The sequence below is a fragment of the Nonomuraea terrae genome (assembly GCF_004348995.1).
Lineage (GTDB): Bacteria > Actinomycetota > Actinomycetes > Streptosporangiales > Streptosporangiaceae > Nonomuraea > Nonomuraea terrae.
Window position 1 is genome coordinate 9,544 of the sequence record NZ_SMKQ01000120.1, and the last position, 17,119, is coordinate 26,662.

The 17,119-nt window shown below is 70.6% G+C and carries 20 protein-coding genes; 10 read left to right on the plus strand and 10 right to left on the minus strand.

Going from position 1 to position 17,119, the window contains the following annotated elements; genetic code table 11:
• Positions 1–77 precede the first annotated feature (77 nt).
• Both E1286_RS51780 and E1286_RS29860 read left to right on the plus strand, forming a co-directional pair.
• Positions 78–704 carry a hypothetical protein gene (locus E1286_RS51780; protein ID WP_132617803.1) on the plus strand — a complete coding sequence of 209 codons (627 nt, stop codon included), beginning with the start codon at positions 78–80 and terminating at the stop codon, positions 702–704.
• A 40-nt stretch (positions 705–744) separates the two neighbouring features.
• Positions 745–1,590, plus strand: coding sequence for an alpha/beta fold hydrolase (locus E1286_RS29860; protein WP_132617805.1), 846 nt, complete (start codon positions 745–747; stop codon positions 1,588–1,590).
• A 45-nt stretch (positions 1,591–1,635) separates the two neighbouring features.
• Here E1286_RS29860 and E1286_RS29865 read toward each other — a convergent pair whose 3' ends face one another.
• From E1286_RS29865 to E1286_RS29885, 5 genes are all read right to left on the minus strand, one after another.
• The gene (locus E1286_RS29865) at positions 1,636–2,007 is read right to left on the minus strand and encodes a hypothetical protein (protein WP_132617807.1); all 372 of its coding nucleotides are present in this window, start codon (positions 2,005–2,007) and stop codon (positions 1,636–1,638) included.
• Between the two features lie 39 nt (positions 2,008–2,046).
• Positions 2,047–2,421, minus strand: coding sequence for a roadblock/LC7 domain-containing protein (locus tag E1286_RS29870; protein ID WP_132617809.1), 375 nt, complete (start codon positions 2,419–2,421; stop codon positions 2,047–2,049).
• Between the two features lie 29 nt (positions 2,422–2,450).
• Positions 2,451–3,338: a transcriptional regulator gene (locus E1286_RS29875; RefSeq protein WP_132617811.1), complete on the minus strand. Its 888-nt coding sequence runs from the start codon at positions 3,336–3,338 to the stop codon at positions 2,451–2,453.
• A 3-nt stretch (positions 3,339–3,341) separates the two neighbouring features.
• Entirely contained in the window at positions 3,342–3,716 is a 375-nt protein-coding gene (locus E1286_RS29880; RefSeq protein ID WP_132617813.1) for a roadblock/LC7 domain-containing protein, read from the minus strand.
• A 259-nt stretch (positions 3,717–3,975) separates the two neighbouring features.
• The gene (locus tag E1286_RS29885) at positions 3,976–5,184 is read right to left on the minus strand and encodes a DUF4032 domain-containing protein (RefSeq protein ID WP_187368239.1); all 1,209 of its coding nucleotides are present in this window, start codon (positions 5,182–5,184) and stop codon (positions 3,976–3,978) included.
• A 22-nt stretch (positions 5,185–5,206) separates the two neighbouring features.
• Here E1286_RS29885 and E1286_RS29890 point away from each other — a divergent pair, with 22 nt between their 5' ends.
• On the plus strand, positions 5,207–6,778 hold the full coding sequence (locus tag E1286_RS29890) for a DUF885 domain-containing protein (RefSeq protein WP_132617815.1): 1,572 nt from the start codon (positions 5,207–5,209) through the stop codon (positions 6,776–6,778).
• Here E1286_RS29890 and E1286_RS29895 read toward each other — a convergent pair.
• Positions 6,773–7,414, minus strand: coding sequence for a class II aldolase/adducin family protein (locus E1286_RS29895; protein WP_132617817.1), 642 nt, complete (start codon positions 7,412–7,414; stop codon positions 6,773–6,775). The genes E1286_RS29890 and E1286_RS29895 overlap by 6 nt on opposite strands.
• A gap of 79 nt (positions 7,415–7,493) precedes the next feature.
• Between E1286_RS29895 and E1286_RS29900 the strand changes: the two genes are divergently transcribed.
• Together E1286_RS29900 and E1286_RS29905 are read left to right on the plus strand one after the other, a co-directional pair.
• Positions 7,494–8,408 carry a carbohydrate kinase family protein gene (locus E1286_RS29900; RefSeq protein ID WP_132617819.1) on the plus strand — a complete coding sequence of 305 codons (915 nt, stop codon included), beginning with the start codon at positions 7,494–7,496 and terminating at the stop codon, positions 8,406–8,408.
• A gap of 9 nt (positions 8,409–8,417) precedes the next feature.
• Positions 8,418–9,632, plus strand: a complete 1,215-nt coding sequence (locus E1286_RS29905; RefSeq protein ID WP_132617821.1) for an aminotransferase class III-fold pyridoxal phosphate-dependent enzyme — start codon at positions 8,418–8,420, stop codon at positions 9,630–9,632.
• Positions 9,633–9,656: 24 nt separating this feature from the next.
• Here E1286_RS29905 and E1286_RS29910 read toward each other — a convergent pair whose 3' ends face one another.
• Complete coding sequence (locus E1286_RS29910) at positions 9,657–10,631, minus strand: helix-turn-helix transcriptional regulator (RefSeq protein ID WP_132617823.1); 975 nt, start codon at positions 10,629–10,631, stop codon at positions 9,657–9,659.
• A gap of 135 nt (positions 10,632–10,766) precedes the next feature.
• Between E1286_RS29910 and E1286_RS29915 the strand changes: the two genes are divergently transcribed.
• Positions 10,767–11,162, plus strand: coding sequence for a RidA family protein (locus tag E1286_RS29915; RefSeq protein ID WP_132617841.1), 396 nt, complete (start codon positions 10,767–10,769; stop codon positions 11,160–11,162).
• 84 nt (positions 11,163–11,246) lie between these two features.
• Here the strand turns inward: E1286_RS29915 and E1286_RS29920 are convergent, their stop codons facing one another.
• The gene (locus E1286_RS29920; protein ID WP_132617825.1) at positions 11,247–11,675 is read right to left on the minus strand and encodes a nucleotide triphosphate diphosphatase NUDT15; all 429 of its coding nucleotides are present in this window, start codon (positions 11,673–11,675) and stop codon (positions 11,247–11,249) included.
• A gap of 82 nt (positions 11,676–11,757) precedes the next feature.
• On the opposite strand from E1286_RS29920, the gene E1286_RS29925 reads away from it, so the two are divergent.
• A complete protein-coding gene (locus E1286_RS29925; protein WP_132617827.1) occupies positions 11,758–12,300 on the plus strand; it encodes an RNA polymerase sigma factor in 543 nt (180 codons plus the stop codon).
• The gene (locus tag E1286_RS29930; RefSeq protein WP_132617829.1) at positions 12,297–13,187 is read left to right on the plus strand and encodes a hypothetical protein; all 891 of its coding nucleotides are present in this window, start codon (positions 12,297–12,299) and stop codon (positions 13,185–13,187) included. Before E1286_RS29925 ends, E1286_RS29930 begins: the two co-directional genes overlap by 4 nt.
• 92 nt (positions 13,188–13,279) lie before the next feature.
• On the opposite strand, the gene E1286_RS29935 is transcribed toward E1286_RS29930, so the two are convergent.
• Positions 13,280–14,512 carry an alkyl sulfatase dimerization domain-containing protein gene (locus E1286_RS29935; RefSeq protein ID WP_132617831.1) on the minus strand — a complete coding sequence of 411 codons (1,233 nt, stop codon included), beginning with the start codon at positions 14,510–14,512 and terminating at the stop codon, positions 13,280–13,282.
• A gap of 129 nt (positions 14,513–14,641) precedes the next feature.
• Here E1286_RS29935 and E1286_RS29940 point away from each other — a divergent pair, with 129 nt between their 5' ends.
• Both E1286_RS29940 and E1286_RS29945 read left to right on the plus strand, forming a co-directional pair.
• A complete protein-coding gene (locus E1286_RS29940; protein WP_132617833.1) occupies positions 14,642–15,454 on the plus strand; it encodes an extracellular solute-binding protein in 813 nt (270 codons plus the stop codon).
• A 3-nt stretch (positions 15,455–15,457) separates the two neighbouring features.
• Positions 15,458–16,372 (plus strand): carbohydrate ABC transporter permease, encoded by a 915-nt coding sequence (locus E1286_RS29945; RefSeq protein ID WP_132617835.1) that lies wholly within the window; start codon positions 15,458–15,460, stop codon positions 16,370–16,372.
• A gap of 36 nt (positions 16,373–16,408) precedes the next feature.
• On the opposite strand, the gene E1286_RS29950 is transcribed toward E1286_RS29945, so the two are convergent.
• The coding region (locus tag E1286_RS29950) for a transposase (protein ID WP_165969974.1) at positions 16,409–17,119 on the minus strand (711 nt) is incomplete at its 5' end.

The following is a 17,119-nucleotide window of genomic DNA, read 5'->3' on the forward strand; positions in this document are numbered from 1 at the left end:
TTCAGGCGTTCTGCCCTGCTGCGCGCTTCCCGATAAAGCGCAATTTCCCCCGTCTCCTCGTGAAGGGTTTACTTTTCATGGCTGCTCGATCCGGCATGCGCTCCTTCGCCCTGCTCACCGCCTCCGGCCTCTGCGCCGCACTGACCTTCTCGGGCACGGCCGCCGCCCACGCCGACACGTGCGACACGGGCGACACGCCCGAGAAGATCCTGCTCAAGGGCTCCACCACCGCGTCGTACTTCTGGGACGACGCCTCCGGCCGCGCCGGCGACACCGGCCTGCCCGCCAGCGGTAAGCCCATGCAGAAGGGCATGGCCGCCAGCCCGAGCTGGCCGCTGATGACCGAGGGCTACGTGATCTACAAGGGCAAGAAGATGCCGTTCTTCGTCGGAGACCGCGGTCCCGGCGAGCCCTCCAGCCGCGGCATCATGCTGGACCTCGACGGCAAGACCTTCGCCGAGCTGACCGGCGGCCGGTTCAACCCGAACACGCTGTACGTCAACGGCAACGGCGGGCTCGGCCACATCGAGATCGACTACGTCATCACCAAGTGGGGCCCTGGCCTGGGCAAGAAGAACCACCCGGTGCCGTTCTCCACCCGCGCCTGGGCCGAGCGCGACAACAACCCGGCCAAGCCGCCGAAGCCCGAGCCCACGGCGACCCCCACGGCGACTCCGGCCGGCACCCCCGCGGCGACGGGCTGACGGCTTTACGCGCGCGCACCAGAATGTCATTCTGGTGCGCGTGACCACCCGCGTAACCGCCAACGGCATCGACATCGCCTACGAGAGCTTCGGCTCTCCCGACGGCCGGCCCCTGCTCCTCGTCATGGGGCTCGGCGCGCAGCTCATCCAATGGGACGAAGACTTCTGCCGGCTCCTGGCCGAGCAGGGACACCACGTCGTCCGGTTCGACAACCGCGACGCCGGTCTGTCCACGCACTTCCACGACGCGGGCGTGCCTGCCCGCGGCGAGCCCGCGCCGTACCTGCTGGACGACATGGCCGACGACACCGCCGGGCTCATGGACGCCCTCGGCTGGGCCCGCGCCCACGTGGTGGGCGCCTCGATGGGCGGCATGATCGCCCAGACGCTCGCCATCCGCCACCCCGAGCGGGTGCTGAGCCTGACCTCGATCATGTCCACGCCCGGCCCCGGCGTCGCCCCGCCCACGGAGGCCGCGATGGGGGCGCTGCTGTCCCGGCCGCCGTCCGACCGCGACGGCGTCATGGACCAGTCGGTGGTGACCTGGTCGGTCATCGGGTCGCCCGGCTACGAGCTGGACCGGGAGCTGATCAGGGCGCGGGCCGGGCTGGCCTACGACCGTTGCTTCGACCCGGCGGGCACCGGCCGTCAGCTGGCCGCCATCAACGCCTCGGGCGACCGTACCGAGGCGCTGGCGAAGGTGCGGGTGCCCGCGCTGGTGCTGCACGGCGAGGAGGACCCGCTCGTCCCGGTGGCCGGCGGGCGCGCCACGGCTGCGGCCATCGCCGGCGCCCGGCTGGTGACGTATCCGGGGATGGGCCACGACCTGCCCCGAGCGCTGTGGCCGGACATCGTGGCCGAGATCACCAAACTCACCAAGGGCTGATCCACCGGGTGGCCCGTCCGCCGATGGGCGGGCCACCCTCCCCCGTCAGACCTCCAGCTTCTCCTCGATGCCCCGCAGTTGGTGGCGGGCCATCGCCAGGTTGGCGCGGTTGCGGTCGAGGGCCAGGTACAGGAAGAGCCCCTTGCCGCCACGCCCCGAGATGGGGCGGATGATGTGGTACTGGCCGCCCAGCGTGATGAGGATGTCCTCGATGGCCTCCTTGAGCCCCAGCGAGTCCATCGTGCGGAGCTTGGCCTTGACCACCTCCGTGTTGCCCGCGGCGGCGATCTGCAGGTCGAGGTCCTTCGACCCGCCCAGGGTGCCGAGCGCCATGCCGCTGCCGTAGTCGACGATCGCTGCTCCGAGCGCACCGTCGATCTGCATCATCTCCTTGAGAGAGACGTCCATGCCGGCCATGTTCTTCCTCGCTTCCTCCGGGCCGCGCCCGGAAAGGGGTCAGTGCTTGCGTTCCGCGACGGCGGCCAGCGCGGCAGCCGTCTTTCTGCCCTCCAGTCGCAGCAGGCCGACGTTCGTGCCGGGCCTGGCGAGGACCGTGAGGACGATGGAGGGACCGGCGGCGTAGAACGCCACGAAGCCGGCCGTGCCGGAGATGATCGTCTCCTCGAACGACCCCCGGCTGGTCATGGCCAGCATCCGCCGGCTCATCGCGATCAGCGCCGCCGACAGCGCCGCCGCCTTCTCGCCCGTCTCCTCGTCGAGGTCGCAGGCGATCTGGAGGCCGTCCACGGTGCAGGCGACGCTCCCGGTCACGTCAGGTGTGCGCTCACGCAGGAGCGCCATCTCCTCCAGAACCTCTTGTCGTTGCTCCACTCGTGGCCTCCTCCTGAGTGAGGGGAACCTCACGACAGCTCCTCGAGCGCCTTTTTCAGCCGCATCAGCAGCGCCAGATCGGTTGGATCGCCCGTCACCGGCGGGCCCAGGGACTGGGCCGGTGCCGCTTCGGGGTCGTGTGGGGGACGCGCGGTGGCCGCCTGCCGCGCCGTCCGCTTGGGCAGCCCACCCTCGGCCGCCTCGGGTTCGGCGGCGACCGCTGTGGTCTTCCGGCCCGTTCCCGTACGCCGTTCCGCGGGCGGCGGGCGCGACGGCTCCGGCGGCTCCAGCAGGCCCGCCGCGGCCAGCCGCCGGACGGCCAGCAGCACCGGATAGCACGGCCGGCCGATCTGCTTGGCCAGCTCCATCGGCGTCGCCTTGCCGTCGGAGCGGACGACGACCTCCCACTGGATCCGGCTCAGCGTCACGCCGTGCCCGGGCAGCCGCGGCGACGGGCGTACGGGCAGGGTGTCCACATCCGCGGACGGCCAGGTCTGGGCCAGTTGCGCCCGCCGTCGCGCGCACTCCCGCACCAGCCCCGCCACGTCGAAGAACCACTGCCCGCCCAGCCAGTGCCGTTCCCCGGGCCGGAACTTCGGCCGGGACCCGGTGGCCGGCAGCAGGAAGAAGGCGGCGTCCAGCACCACCGAGAGCACCGCGTACTGCAGTTCGCCGGCCGTGACGGGCCCGTCGGCGAGCAGCCGCTCGCAGCCGCCCTCGGCCTGCAGGGCGCGCAACTTCGTCTCGCTCATCAGGCCGCGCGTCGCCAGCAGCCGCTCGACGCCGGGCGTATGGGCGCACTCCATGTACGTCACGCGGCCGTCGTCCAGGTAGACGGTGCCGTTCCTGCCGATCCGCAGCGCGCCCGTGGAGTGCTCGCGCGCGAGCGAGGCGAGGAGTGTGTCCAGCTGCGTCATGGGTCACGTCGTCAAGCGGCTTGAGATGGACTGGAGCCGGTGCCGCGCCAGCGCGATGTTCGATCGGTCCAGGTCAAGGCGTACATACAGGACGAGTGGGCCTTCGAAGACGGTCTCCATCAGCCGCAGCAGGTGGTGGCCCTTGTCCGTGGTGACCAGCATGTCGTCGATGCGTACGACGTCGCCCGGGCACGTGCGCGCCAGGCCGTCGGTCGTGGCGCGCAGGGCCTCGGTCAGGGCGGCGGCGGACCGATCGGCGTCCATGCCCGAGGAGTTGCTGAACGCCACCGCCATGCCGCTGGTGTGGTCCACCAGCATGGCGTCCAACGCCCCCGGTATGGCCATGACCTCTGCCAGGCAGCTGTCGACTCCGAGCACGTCTCCTCCCTCTCCCGTACGGAACGGGGACAGCGTAGAGGGAGGAAATTGCACCTGATGTGGCCAGAACGCTGGTGTTGCTTTTTTATACGGCTAAGGCGTAGAAAAACACCTCTGCTATGGATAAGTGTGCGATATGCGAAGAATTCTCACTTATGAGTAATCAGTCCGGTGGCAGCGCGTAACTCTGGGTGATCTGATGCGTCGACATCCTGGGCACGACGCCTAACGCCGGGCGTTCCAGGCCAGGTCGCGATGACTACTCCGAGGCGTCGTTCGGCAGCAACGCCCTCTCGTCGGGCTTGTGGACCAGCACGTTCGCCACGTACGACTTCACCGCGGAGGCCAGGCCCACGTCGGCGCCCGCCTCCTCCGACAGGTACCACCGGTGGTCGAGGATCTCGTGGAAGAGCTGCGCCGGGTCGAGCTTGCCGCGCAACTCGGCCGGGATGGCCTCGACCGTCGGCTGGAACACCTCCGCCAGCCACCGGTGCGCCACGACGGCCTCGTCCTCGTGCCGCAGGCCCTTGGCCACCCGGAACCCGTCGAGGTCGTTGAGCATCCGCCGCGCCTGGTTCTCCTCCGCGTCGAGCCCGGTCAGCCGGAGCAGCCGCCGCTGGTGGTGGCCGGCGTCGACGACCTTGGGCCGGACGATGAGCCGCCCGGTGCCGACCTTGCGCCGCACCATCATCTCGGCCACGTCGAAGCCGAGCACGTTGAGCCGCCTGATGCGCTGCTCGACGCGGTGCCAGTCGACCTCGTCGATGATCTCGCTCTCGTTGATCTCGCTCCACAGGCGGTGGTAGCGGGCGACGGCGTCCTCCGCGGTCTCCATGGGGTCGATCGACGGGTGCAGCAGCCCGCCGGCCTCCAGGTCGAGCAACTCGCCGAACAGGTTCGTCTGCGCCGTCTCGATGTCCGCCCGGCGCTGGCCCTCGCTGATCATCGCATGCATCTCGCCGGTCTCGGCGTCCACCAGGTGCGCCGCGAACGCCCCCGCGTCCCTGCGGAAGAGCGTGTTCGACAGCGAGCAGTCGCCCCAGTAGAAGCCGTTCAGGTGCAGCCGCACCAGCAGCACGGCCAGGGCGTCCAGCAGGCGGGTGAGGGTGTCGGGGCGCAGGGTGCCCGACATGACCGCGCGGTAGGGGAGGGAGAACTGCAGGTGCCGGGTGACCAGCGCCGCGTCCAGCCCGTTCTCGCGGCCGGTGACGTACGCGACCGGCTCCACGGCGGGGGCGTCCAGCCGGGCCAGGTCCCACAGGAGCTGGTACTCGCGCTTGGCGTACCGCTCGCTGATCTCCTTGATCGCGTAGACCTTGCCGGACAGCCGGGCGAAGCGCACCACATGGCGGGAGATGCCGCGTGGCAGATCGACGAGGTGGTGCTCGGGCCAGTCTTCCAGCGGGACGTCCCAGGGGAGCCGGATGAGGTCAGGATCGCCTAGCGCGCCGGTGATCTGCAGGGGCATTTCATCAGGATATGGTGCATCGGTGGACGAGTTTCTCAAGTGGTACTTTTCCGACCGCCCCGTTGCCGCAAGCTCCCTGGGCGCCGAGGGCTACGATCACACGCTCGGCGATTTCTCCGCCTCCGCCTGGGCCGACCGCGAACGCGAAGAGACCCGCTGGCTCGAACGACTGTCGGCCCTGGAGGCCCCCACCCTGGACGACGCGATCGACAGAGACCTCGTCCTGTCGCAGCTGCGCGGCTCCATCGCGCTCGCCGCGTGGCCCGAGTGGCGCCGTGACCCGAGCGTCTACCTCGGGCCGATCTTCAACTCGATGTACGCGCCGTTCCAGCGCCGCCTGAAGCCCGAGCCCGAGCTGGTGGAGTCGGCGCTGCTGCGGCTGGCCGAGGTGCCCGGCGTGCTGGCCGCCTGCCGCGCCAACCTCGACCCCGGCCTGGCCGCGCCGCTGCTGGTCAAGCGGGGCCTCGGCCAGGCCCGTACCGGCCGTAACTTCCTGACCCGCACGATCCCGTCCATGGTCCGCGACGAGGGCCTGCGGGCCCGGATCGCCGAGGCCGCCGAGCCGGCCGCGCGGGCGTTCGACGAGCTGGTGACGTTCCTCGAGGGCTTCGAGTGCGGCGGCACCTGGCGCATGGGCGAGCAGCTCTACTCCACCCTGCTGCGCGAGCGCGAGATGCTCGGCTACGGCGCCGCCGAGCTGCACGACAAGGGCAAGGCCGCCTGGGCCGAGCTCGACGCGCGCATGCGGGAGGTGGCGATCAAGGTCAACGGCACCGAGGACTGGCGGGCGGCCATGGAGTCGCTCATGGACGACCACCCGCCGACCCTTGAGGCCATGCGCGAGGAGTACGACGCCGAGACCCAGCGCGCCCGCGCGTTCGTCCGCGAGCGGGACCTGGTCACGTTCGCCGACGGCGAGGAGTGCCACGTGCTGCCCTCGGCCGAGTACACCCGCCCGGTCCTGTCGGTCGCCCACTACCTGTCGCCGCCGCCGCTGAGCGCCTCGCGCACGGGCATCTTCTTCGTCCCCTACACCCCCGACGACTTCACCCCCGAGCAGGTACGCCAGCGCCTGCGCACCAACTCGCGGGCCCAGATGCCCTCGATCAGCGTGCACGAGGCCTACCCCGGCCACCACTGGCACCTGTCGTACATGGCGGGCAACCCGCGTACCGTCCGGAAGGTCTTCAGGACGCCGTACTTCACCGAGGGCTGGGCCCTGTACGTCGAGAAGATGCTGCACGAGCAGGGCTACTTCGACACCCCGGCCACCGAGCTGGCCCACCTCGACTGCCGGATCTTCCGCGCCGCCCGCATCGTCGTGGACACCGCCCTGCACTGCGAGGACATGCCGATCGAGGAGGCCGAGACGTTCATGGCCACCAAGGCGTCGCTGTCGCCGGGCACCGCGCAGGGCGAGGTCAACCGCTACTGCGCCTGGCCCACGCAGGCGCCCTCGTACCTCACGGGCGCCATCGAGATCGACCGCATCCGGCAGTCGTTCCAGGGGTCGCTGAAGGAGTTCCACGACCGGATCGCCGGGTCGGGCGGGCTGCCGCTCGGGCTGGCCGAGAAGGCCGCCCTCGCGTCATAGGCGGGGGAAGTCCGGCGGGTTCAGCGTCCGCTCGACGACGGCGGCGAGCTGCTCCTTCGTCAGGATCGCCGGTCTGCCGACGCCGAGCCCCCGGACGTACACCTCGCACAGCCACTCCAGCAGGCGGGTGGCCTCGAACGCCTCCTCCAGGGTCGCGCCGACGGTCACCCCGCCGTGGTTGGCCATCAGCGCGGCCCGCCGGCCCTCCAGCGCGGCCCGCACGTTCGCGGCCAGCTCGGGGGTGCCGTACGTGGCGTACTCGGCGACCTTGACGACCCCGTCCATGCCGCCCAGCATCAGCGCGTTGTAGTGCACGGGCGGCAGCTCGGCCATCGTCGTGGCCACGACCGTCCCGAACACCGAGTGGGTGTGCACGACCGCCCGCGCGTCGGTGGTCTCGTAGATCGCCAGATGCATGGGGGTCTCGCTGGACGGACGCAGGTCGCCCGCCACGAGCCGGCCCGCCATGTCCACGATCGGGCACATCTCGGGCGTCAGCCGGTCGAGCGCGGCTCCCGACGGCGTCACCGCGACGCGGTCGGCGTCGCGCACGCTGAGGTTGCCTGACGTGCCGATGACCAGGCCGAGCTCGACGGCGCGGCGTCCGTACTCGCACAACTGCTCGCGCAGGCTCATGCGGTGGAATGTAACACCTGGAAAGCAGCAATTGATCTTAGTTGTTGACTTTTCATCCGAGCGTCTGTCTCTTTGTCCTATGACCGTCGTCACCGTCGGCGTGCACATCGTCGACATCCTCGCCCGGCCCGTCTCGTACATCCCCGAGAACCAGGACACCGTGCTGGTCGACCAGATCCGCATCACCGCCGCGGGCGCCGCCGCCGGGACGGCCGTCGACCTGGTCAAGCTGGGCAACGACGTGGTCACCATGGGCGCGGTCGGTGACGACGAGCTGGGCGACTTCCTGCTGGCGCTCCTCACCAAGCGCGGCGTGGACGTCTCCCACCTGGTCCGCAGGGCGGGCGAGCAGACGTCCGCGTCGATCCTGCCCATCCGGCGCGACGGTGGGCGGCCCAGCTTCCACGTGCCCGGCGCCAACCTGTCCTTGACGTACGCCGACCTCGACGCCGGCGTGCTGCGCGCGGCCCGCGCGGTGCACCTGGGCGGCATGGACGTCACCTTCGGTCTGGGCGACCCGGCGTTCTTCGAGCTGCTCGACGAGTTACGGGCGTCCGGCACGATCGTCACGATGGATTTGCTGTCGGAGATGCCCGACCTGCTGGGCCTGGCCAGGGCGTTCCTCCCGCACGTCGACTACGTGCTGCCCAACGAGGCGCAGGCCCTGCTCATGACCGGCGCCGCCGACCCGGTGGCGGCCGCCCGCGCCCTGCTGGCCGACGGGCCGCGCGGCGTGCTCGTCACCCTCGGCGAGGCCGGCAGCCTCGTCGTGACCGGCGAGATGACCGAGCGGGTGCCCGCCATCAAGACCGAGGTCGCCGACACGACCGGCTGCGGCGACGCGTACTGCGCCGGGTTCCTCACCGGGCTGCTGCACGGGCAGGACGTGCCGGTCGCCGCCCGCTGGGGCACGGCCGCCGCCGCCCGCGTCGCGACCGGACTCGGCTCCGACGCCGGACTCACCGACCTCGCCTCCACCCTCAGCCTCCTCTGAAGGACCCCCATGAACGACGCTGACCTCCGCCGCCGCGCCTCGAAGGTCGTCCCCGGCGGCATGTACGGCCACCTCAACGCCGCCCTCTTCGCCCCCGGCTACCCGCAGTTCTTCGCCCGCGGCGAAGGCTGCCGCCAGTGGGACGTGGACGGCCGCGAGTACATCGACTTCATGTGCAGCTGGGGCCCCGTCGTCCTCGGGCACCGGCACCCGCGCGTGGAGGAGGCCGCCGCCCGACAGGCCGCGCTCGGCGACTGCCTCAACGGCCCGGGGCCGATCATGGTGCAGCTGGCGGAGCTGCTGGTGGACACCGTGCCGAGCGCCGACTGGGCGATGTTCTCCAAGAACGGCACCGACGCCACCACCCAGGCGCTCATGGTCGCCAGGGCCGCCACGGGGCGCACCAAGGTGCTGCGGGCGCACGGGGCCTACCACGGGGCCGACCCGTGGTGCACGCCCTCCCTGTCGGGCACGACGCCGAACGAGCGGGCCGACCTGGTGGAGTTCGGCTACAACTCGCTGGAGTCGCTGGAGGCCGCGGCGGCGACCGCCGAGGGCGACGTGGCGGCGATCATCGTCACGCCGTTCAAACACGACTCGTTCGAGGACCAGGAGCTGGTGGAGCCCGCCTTCGCGCGCGGCGCGCGGGCGCTGGCCGACCGGATCGGCGCCGCGCTGGTGATCGACGACGTGCGCGCCGGGTTCCGCGTCGACCTGCGCGGGTCGTGGGAGCCGTACGGCGTGCGGCCCGACCTGACGGCCTGGTCGAAGGCCATGGCGAACGGCTACCCGATCGCCGCCGTCACGGGCACCGACGCGCTGCGCGGGGCCGCCCAGACGCTGTACTCGACGGGGTCGTTCTGGTTCTCGGCGGTGGCGATGGCCGCGGCCAAGGCCACCATCGAGACCCTGCGCGACACCGACGGCATCGCCGCCATGCACCGCACCGGCACCCAGCTCCGCGAGGGCCTGTACGCCCAGGGCAAGGCGCACGGCTTCGTCGTCAACCAGACGGGCCCGGTGACGGTCCCCTGGCTCAGCTTCGACGGCGACGCCGACCTGTCGGTGGCCATGTACTGGAGCGACGCCTGCCTGCGGCACGGCGTCTACGTCCACCCGTGGCACAACTGGTTCATGTCGGCCGCCCACGCCGAGGAGGACGTCGCCAAGGCCCTGGAGGGAACCGACCAGGCCTTCGCCGAAACCCGCGCCCACTTCGCCTGACCGGCCCGCGGAGGACGACAACTCTCAGGACGACACTCCGTAGCGGGCGGCGATCGCGGTGGCGCGGTCGCGCAGCGAGCCGCGCAACCACTGCGGGGCCAGGGCTTCCGCGTTCGTGGCGAGCTGCCACAGCGCCCATTCGGCGTGTCTCGGATCCTGGAAGGTCACCTCCAGCCGCAGCCAGCCGTCCGAGTCGGCTTCTTCGGCGCGGACGGCCAGTGCGGTGCCCACCAGGTCCTCCCGCCGCGCCGGGTGCACCCGTACCAGCACGGTGACTTGGTCGCCGCCGGTCCGAAACCGGGTGCTGCGTTCCTGCCAGGCCCGGTCCAGATCGACCCGGTCCGGTCGCTGTGCGGGTTCGGCGAGTTCCTCGGCGGCCAGGACCCGGGACAGCCGGTAGGTGCGGTCCGCGCCAGACCGCGTGGCCAACAAGTAGCCCCGGTCGCGCACGGTGACCAGGCCGATCGGATCCACCGTGCGCCACTTCGGGGCCTGGTTCACAGCCGCGTAGTGGATGCGCAGCTTGTGTCCGGCGAACACCGCGCGCAGGACCTCGGCCACGATGGCGTCAGGCACCTCCTCGGCGACCAGCCGACGTGACAGGAGATCGGTCTCCGGGTCGATGAGCAGTCGCTCGGCCGCGCCGGCTGCGGTGTCCCGATAGCTTTCGGGCAGCGCGTCAACCACCTTGAGCATCGCCGAAGCGAGCGCCGAGCCGAGGCCGAAGGCCTGCGCGCCGCGCCGCGACCCGGCGACCAGCAGGGCGAGGGCCTCGTCGTGGTTGAGCCCGGTGAGCTCCGTCCGGAAACCGGGCAACAACGCGAAACCGCCGTGCCGGCCGCGTTCGGCGTAGACCGGGACGCCGGCTGCCGACAGCGCCTCGATGTCGCGCAGCACGGTACGGGTGGAGACCTCCAGCTCGCGGGCCAGCTCCGCCGCTGACAACCGACCGTGCTGCCGCAGCAACAGCACCAGCGAGACCAACCGGTCGGCGCGCATACGGCGACCTTACCGAAATACACGACACAGGATGTCGTGATTTGCCGGGAGGCTTGTCAACGCGGCGAAAAGTCGGTGGCTACCGAGCCGATGCACGTAAGCAAGGTCGACGAATCGAAGGGAGCCGATATGGCAATGGAGCGAACGGCGGTCAACCCGTGGGCGTGGTCGGTGGAGATGGGATACGACCAGGGGGCGCTCGTCTCCGGGCACACCCGCACCCTGTACTGCGCCGGGCAGACCGCGATGAGCGGCGACGGCAAGCCCCAGCATGCCGATGACATGGCGGCGCAGTTGGCGCTGAGCCTCGACAACCTGGAGGCCGTGCTCGCCGAGGCCGGCATGTCCCTCGCGAACCTCGTCCGGCTCAACGTCTACACCACCGACGTCGATCGGCTCTTCGAGCACTACGGCGTGCTGGCGTCGCGGTTGGGCGCCGCCGGGGTGGCACCGTCCACCACGATGCTCGGGGTGGCCCGGCTGGCGATCCCCGACCTGATGGTCGAGCTTGAGGGGACCGCCGTCGCGTGATGCGACCTCGCCGCCTCCGGCAGGGCTGCCGGAGGCGGCACGGGTGTTCGCGCGGCCACCACCGTCCTGACCGGCCCAGGCTGGTCAACCAACCGGCATCGTGGGGTAGCGGCCGCCGTCGTCCCGCGCCGTGAGGACGCGGGCGGTGGCCGGGAACAGCGGCTCGGGCAGGTCGTCCGGCGCGAACCAGCGCCACGACCGGAACACGTGCGGCTCCGTCACCACCGGGTCCGTCGCGCCCGCGGCCACGCTCACCGCCGCCGTCACCCGCACCGCGCCCCCGGGATGGTCCAGCACCACGGCCGTCACCCGTGGCGGACCGCCGTCGCGCACGCCCGTCTCCTCGGCCAGCTCCCGGACGGCCGCCTCCTCGAACGTCTCCCCGGGCTCCACCGCCCCGCCCGGCAGGCACCACGACGGCTGCTCACCGGCCTTGATCCGCTCGCCCAGCAGGATCCGCCCGTCCGCCTGGGTGAGCACCACGCCTACTCCGATGATGCGATCGCCGGCCATCCGAAAATGCTCCCTCCTCAACCCGTAATGCCACCGACATTACGGACATGGGCTTAGCGTCGCATCGGATTAAGGAGCCCATGTGGGAGTCGACCCAGAAAGCCGGTTCGAGGAGATCTACGCCTCCTCGTACCGGTTACTCCTCGGGTACGCGTTGCGCCGCTGTCCGGACCCGGACGACGCGGCCGACGTCGTGGCCGAGACCTTCTTGATCGCCTGGCGCCGGATCGAGGAGGTCCCGAAGGGCGACGAGGCCAGGTTGTGGCTCTACGGCGTGGCCAGGAAGGTGTTGGCGAACCACCGGCGCGGCGAGCTGCGGCACGCGCGCCGCACCGCCGCCCTGCGCGCGGAGCTGGCCGCCACGCCGCTCGCCGCCGAGCCGACCGGCGCGGACTTCACCGCGATGGGCCAGGTATTCCGCGCCCTGCCCGGGGATGACAGGGAGTTGCTCGCCCTGGTCGCCTGGGAGCGGCTGAGCCCCGGACAGATCGCCAAAGTCCTCGGCGTTTCCAGCAACGTGGTAAGAGTCCGGCTTTTTCGCGCCCGCAGGCGGTTCGCCCGTGGCCTTGCCGGAGCCGGGATCGATCACTCGCACACCGTCGCGTTCGAAGGGAGCCAGCCGTGAACATCGCCGATCTCGCCCGCGTACGCGACGAGGACCTGGCCGGGGAGCCCGTGGGGCAGGCGTCCGGCGCGGGGGCGCGGGCGCTCATGGAGTCGATCAAGGAGGAGGCGCGCGAGCCCGTGCGGAGGCGGGTCCGGGCACGGCGGAGTGCCGGGCTCGGGGTGGTGGCCGCCGCCCTGGCCGCCGCGCTCGTCGTCTGGTCCCCGTTCGGCGGCCCCGCCACCGAGTACGCCAACGCCGCCGTCTCGCTCAAGTCCGGCGAGGACTTCATCGAGGTCGTGATCAACGACCCCGAGGCAGAAGCGGAGGAGTTCACCGAGGCGTTCCGTGCCGTCGGGCTGGACGCGGAGGTCCGCAAGGCCCCGGTGGCGCCCGGTGACGTCGGCAGACTGGTCGGCCCGATCACGGACGGGGACTTCCCGCCCGGCACCGGGGTGACGGTCTCCACGCGGATGGACGGCTGCACCTCCGCCTGGTGCGGCAAGGTCTCCATGCCGGTCGGCTTCACCGGGAAGGTCGTCTTCGGCATCGGCAGGCCCGCGGCGCCGGGGGAGCGCTACGCCGGGCCGGTACAGGTCGAGTTCGACCCGGACGGCGGCGTGCTCGCGGGCTACAAGCCCCGGGGCAAGCCGGTCGCCCGCGTCAGGGCGGACATGGAACGCGCCGGGATGAGGATCGACTACGTGGTGATGTGGCTGAAGCCGGACGGCAGCGGACATGGTTACCACGTCGAGCCGCGGCACGTCGGGGACGACTGGACCGTCGAGAACGTGAACAGGACCGCCTCCGACGCCGTCACGCTCGACATCCTCGCGCCCGATGACGTACCCGCCGACTCCCTGCCACAGATCAGCCCCCCACCGCGCCCGGAATGGTGGAAGGACTGACCACGGACGGCTCCCATGATTCGGGGGGTTGCCGGGCCGTCACGGCAAGAGCTGTATCAGGTAGTCGGCCGGCTCGCCCGTTCTTCCAGGTGTCATGAGCGGCGCTTCGACTCGGCGGCGGCCCAGGAGAAGACACCCTTCGCCATGAGCGACAGCTCGCCGGCCGCGCGGGCGGAGAAGACCTCGGCGCGTACGCGGTGCACGCCCGGGTCGTCCGGAGCCGCCAGGGCGGCCATCTCCGCCAGGTGGCCGGCCAGCCGTTCGTCGCCGCCCGACAGGGCCTTCAGCGCGGCGTCCGCGAGGGCCGCCGCGCCGCCCGCGAGCTCGGCCACCGATCTCGCCACCACGGCGTCGGGTGCGGGCTTGAGATCGGCCGGGTTCCCGTCGTACCAGCCGCCGTACAGACGCCACAGATTCCGTACGACGAACTCCGGCTCGTCGTAGCGGGCCCGCAGGTAGGGGCGGTCGGCCAGGTGAGCGGGGGGTCTCACGGAATGGACGATCTCGTCGAGCCGCGCGCCCGCGTTGAGCAGGTCCAGCGTCTGCGTCACGAGCGAGTCCAGCCATTCCGCGGTTTCCAGCAGCGCCTGCCGGATGCGGTCGCGGCCGAAGATCGGGGCGCCGTGGCTGGGGAGCATGATCTCGGCGTCCATGGCGGCCATCCGCTGCAACGCGTGCACCCATTCCCGCGGATAACGCTGCACCTTCTGCGGGTTCCCGCAGTTGGGCGTCACCCAGATGAACAGGTCGCCGGGCAGCAGCAGCCTGTGCTCGCGCACGTAGCCGATGGTCGCGTCGTCGGTCTCGCCCTTGGCGTGCAGCAGGTCGAACGTCAGCCCGCCGCGCCGCACGGTGAGCGCGTCGGTGTAGGTGACGTCGGGGTGACGGTAGCAGGACGGCCAGCGCAGGTTCGGGGCCTGGAACTGCCGCTGGTTGATCACCGCGTTATAGCCATTGGTCAACAAATATCGCTCGAACCGGTCCACGACCGCTTTGTGGGCATAAATCGTGGCCCGCGGCCCCGACTCCTCGAACGGTCCCGTCCCGAAGACATGGTCGATGTGCCCATGCGAGTAGAACGCCGTCGTCAGTGGCGCCCGGGTCCAGGCCCGGACGTCCTCGTGCAACTGCGCCGCCGAGAACGGGCTGCTGGTGTCGAACAACACCAGCTCGCCTTCGGTCTCGAAGGTGATGACATTTCCGAATCCGGGCCACCAGCCCACACCGTCCGCGATCGTGTGGACGCCCTTGCCGCTCTCACCGGCGTCCACGATGCTGTCGTCCGATTCGCCGCGCCACACGCGGTCCGCGTACTCGACAATCATGCGCCCCACTCTCCGTCCAGAACATCGTTCTGCGCAAAGCATCACGGCCCGGTCACGTCTCGGCGGCCACCCCTTGACGGGTGTCGGCCGCGATTCGTACGTTGCGGGAACAACTCCGGGCCCGAGTCGATGGACCTGGCCGCGCTGGCCGCCGAGAACCACCTGGCCCACCTGACCCCGCTGTTCGACGCGCCCTCCATCGACGACCCCGCCAGGCGGGTGCGCGACACCATCACGCCCGCGGTGATCGACAACGCCAAGATCGACGGCAAGGACCTCGTCCTCAACTACACCGTGTCGCACCGGGCGCTCTGGTACGACGCCGCGCTCTTCGCCTCGATGGGGTGGGCGGTGCCGACGACCTGGGCGGAGTTCACGGCGCTGGGGGAGCAGGCGAAGAAGGAGGGCATCGCGCTCTTCGCGTATCCGGGGCAGAAGGGCCCGTACTACCAGCTCTGGAACCTCCTCTACACCGCCGCCAAGATCGGCGGCAACCAGGTCATCATCGACATCGACAACCTGGCGGAGGGCGCCTGGAACGCCGAGCCGGTCAAGCAGGCGGTCACCGCCTGGACGGAGATCCAGGCCAAATATGGCGAAAAATCGCACTTCGGCCTCGATCACACCCAGACCCAGATCAAACACCTGCGCAACGAGGTGCTCTTCTACCCGGTCGGCTCCTGGATCGAGAACGAGATGGCCAAGGACAAGCCCGCCGGCCTGATGAGCGCGGCCAGGGCCCAGGACAGCGCCGGCGCGAACATCATCACCGAGGCCAGGTTCGAAGGCTGGTACAAGGAGCTCTTCGACTACGGCACGGCGCAGACCAACGCGGTCATGGCCGGACGCATCACCCCGGAACGCTTCTGCGCCGACCTGCAGGAGAAGGCCGACGCCATCAAGAACGACGCATCGGTCCCCAAGCAGACGCGGAGCCGGTAGCCCATGCGGCGGTGGCGCACGTACGGGTTCGTGGCCACGTTCCTGGCCGTCCCCCTCATGCTGTACACGGTCTTCGTCATCAGCCCGTACGTCCAGGCGTTCCAGCTCTCCCTGACCAGCTGGAACGGCTACAGCTCGGTCGTGACCCACGTCGGGCTGGACAACTTCGGCCGGCTGCTCGGCGACGCGGTGTTCTGGCAGGCCCTGCGCAACCACGGGATCATGCTGCTGACGTTGCCCGTCGTCACCATCGCCATCGCGCTCTTCCTGGCCTTCCTGCTGAACCTCGGCGGCGGACCCGGCGGCGACGGCATGCGCGGCCTGTGGGGTTCCCGGTTCTACCGGGTGGTGTTCTTCTTCCCCCAGGTGCTCGCCGTCGCCGTCGTCGGGGTGCTGTTCCAGGCCATCTACCGGCCCGACGAGGTCGGCGTGATCAACGGCGTGCTGGCCCGGCTCGGCATCGAGCCGGTCGGCTGGCTCATCGAGCCGAGCCTCGCCCTGTGGTCCGTCATCGCCGTCATGGTCTGGCAGGGCGTCGGCTTCTACGTGGTGCTCTTCTCGGCCGGCATGGCCGCCATCCCCAAGGACTACTTCGAGGCGGCGGCCCTCGACGGTGCCGGCCGCGTCCGGCTGTTCTTCTCGATCACGCTGCCGCTGCTGCGCGACACCGTCCAGGTCGGCTGGATCTACCTGGGCATCGCCGCCCTCGACGGCTTCGCGCTGATCCAGGTGCTGGCGGGCGACAAGGGCGAGCCGGACGGCGCCACGACCATCCTGCCGGTCACCATCTACAACACCGCCTTCTCCTACCAGAGAGTCGGGTACGCCTCCGCGATGGGCGTGGCGCTGTTCTTCCTGACCGTGACGTTCGCCGTGCTGACCCTGCGGACGACCCGGCGTGAGAGGGTTGAGCTCTAGACACAACGCCGTTCAGTTAAGGCCGGGGCATCGGTGTCAAGGGCTGCTGATCATGTTGACGCTGATGGTGGCTTTGTAGGTGGTCCGATCGATGGCGGGTCCGCGGGCGTTGTATTTGGAGATCGCGCGTTTGACGATGCGGTCTTTGGTGCGGACTCGCCGGGCGGGAAGGAGGTGGGCCAGCACGTGACGGCCGATGGTGCCGATCAGGTCGATGTCGGTGCCGGTGATGACGCCGGCGGCCAGGATGAGCTGGTCACGGGCGGCGGCCAGGGCGGTGGTGAAGCCGGCCCGGTCCGGGTCGGTGCCCGGGATGCTGTCGGTGGCGTCGGTCATCGCGGTTCGCAGGACCTGGTAGGCGGTCAGCAGGGCCCAGACCTCCTGCTCGATGCCATCAGGGGTGCGCGAGCGCAGGACGCGCCCGTCCAGGATCGTGGACTTCGGCTCCGCGTAGGCGGTCTCGATCTCCCAGCGCTCGTGGTAGAGCCGGATGAGGTCCGCCGCCGGGTGGGCGGTGGCGTGGGTGAGGGTGGTCAGCAGCCGGTAGCGGCCGGTCCGGGTGCCCGCCGCGGTGCGGATGGTGATCTCGGCGTCGATGACGCGGACGGTCAGCGCGCCGAGCCGGGCCAGGGTGGAGCCGTCCCGGCAGCGGGCCACGGCGGGCAGGTTCCGGCCGGACTTGCAGCGCACCAGCAGGTCGGCGCCGGTGGCGGCCAGCTGGTTGAGCAGGTCGGTGGCGGCGAAGTT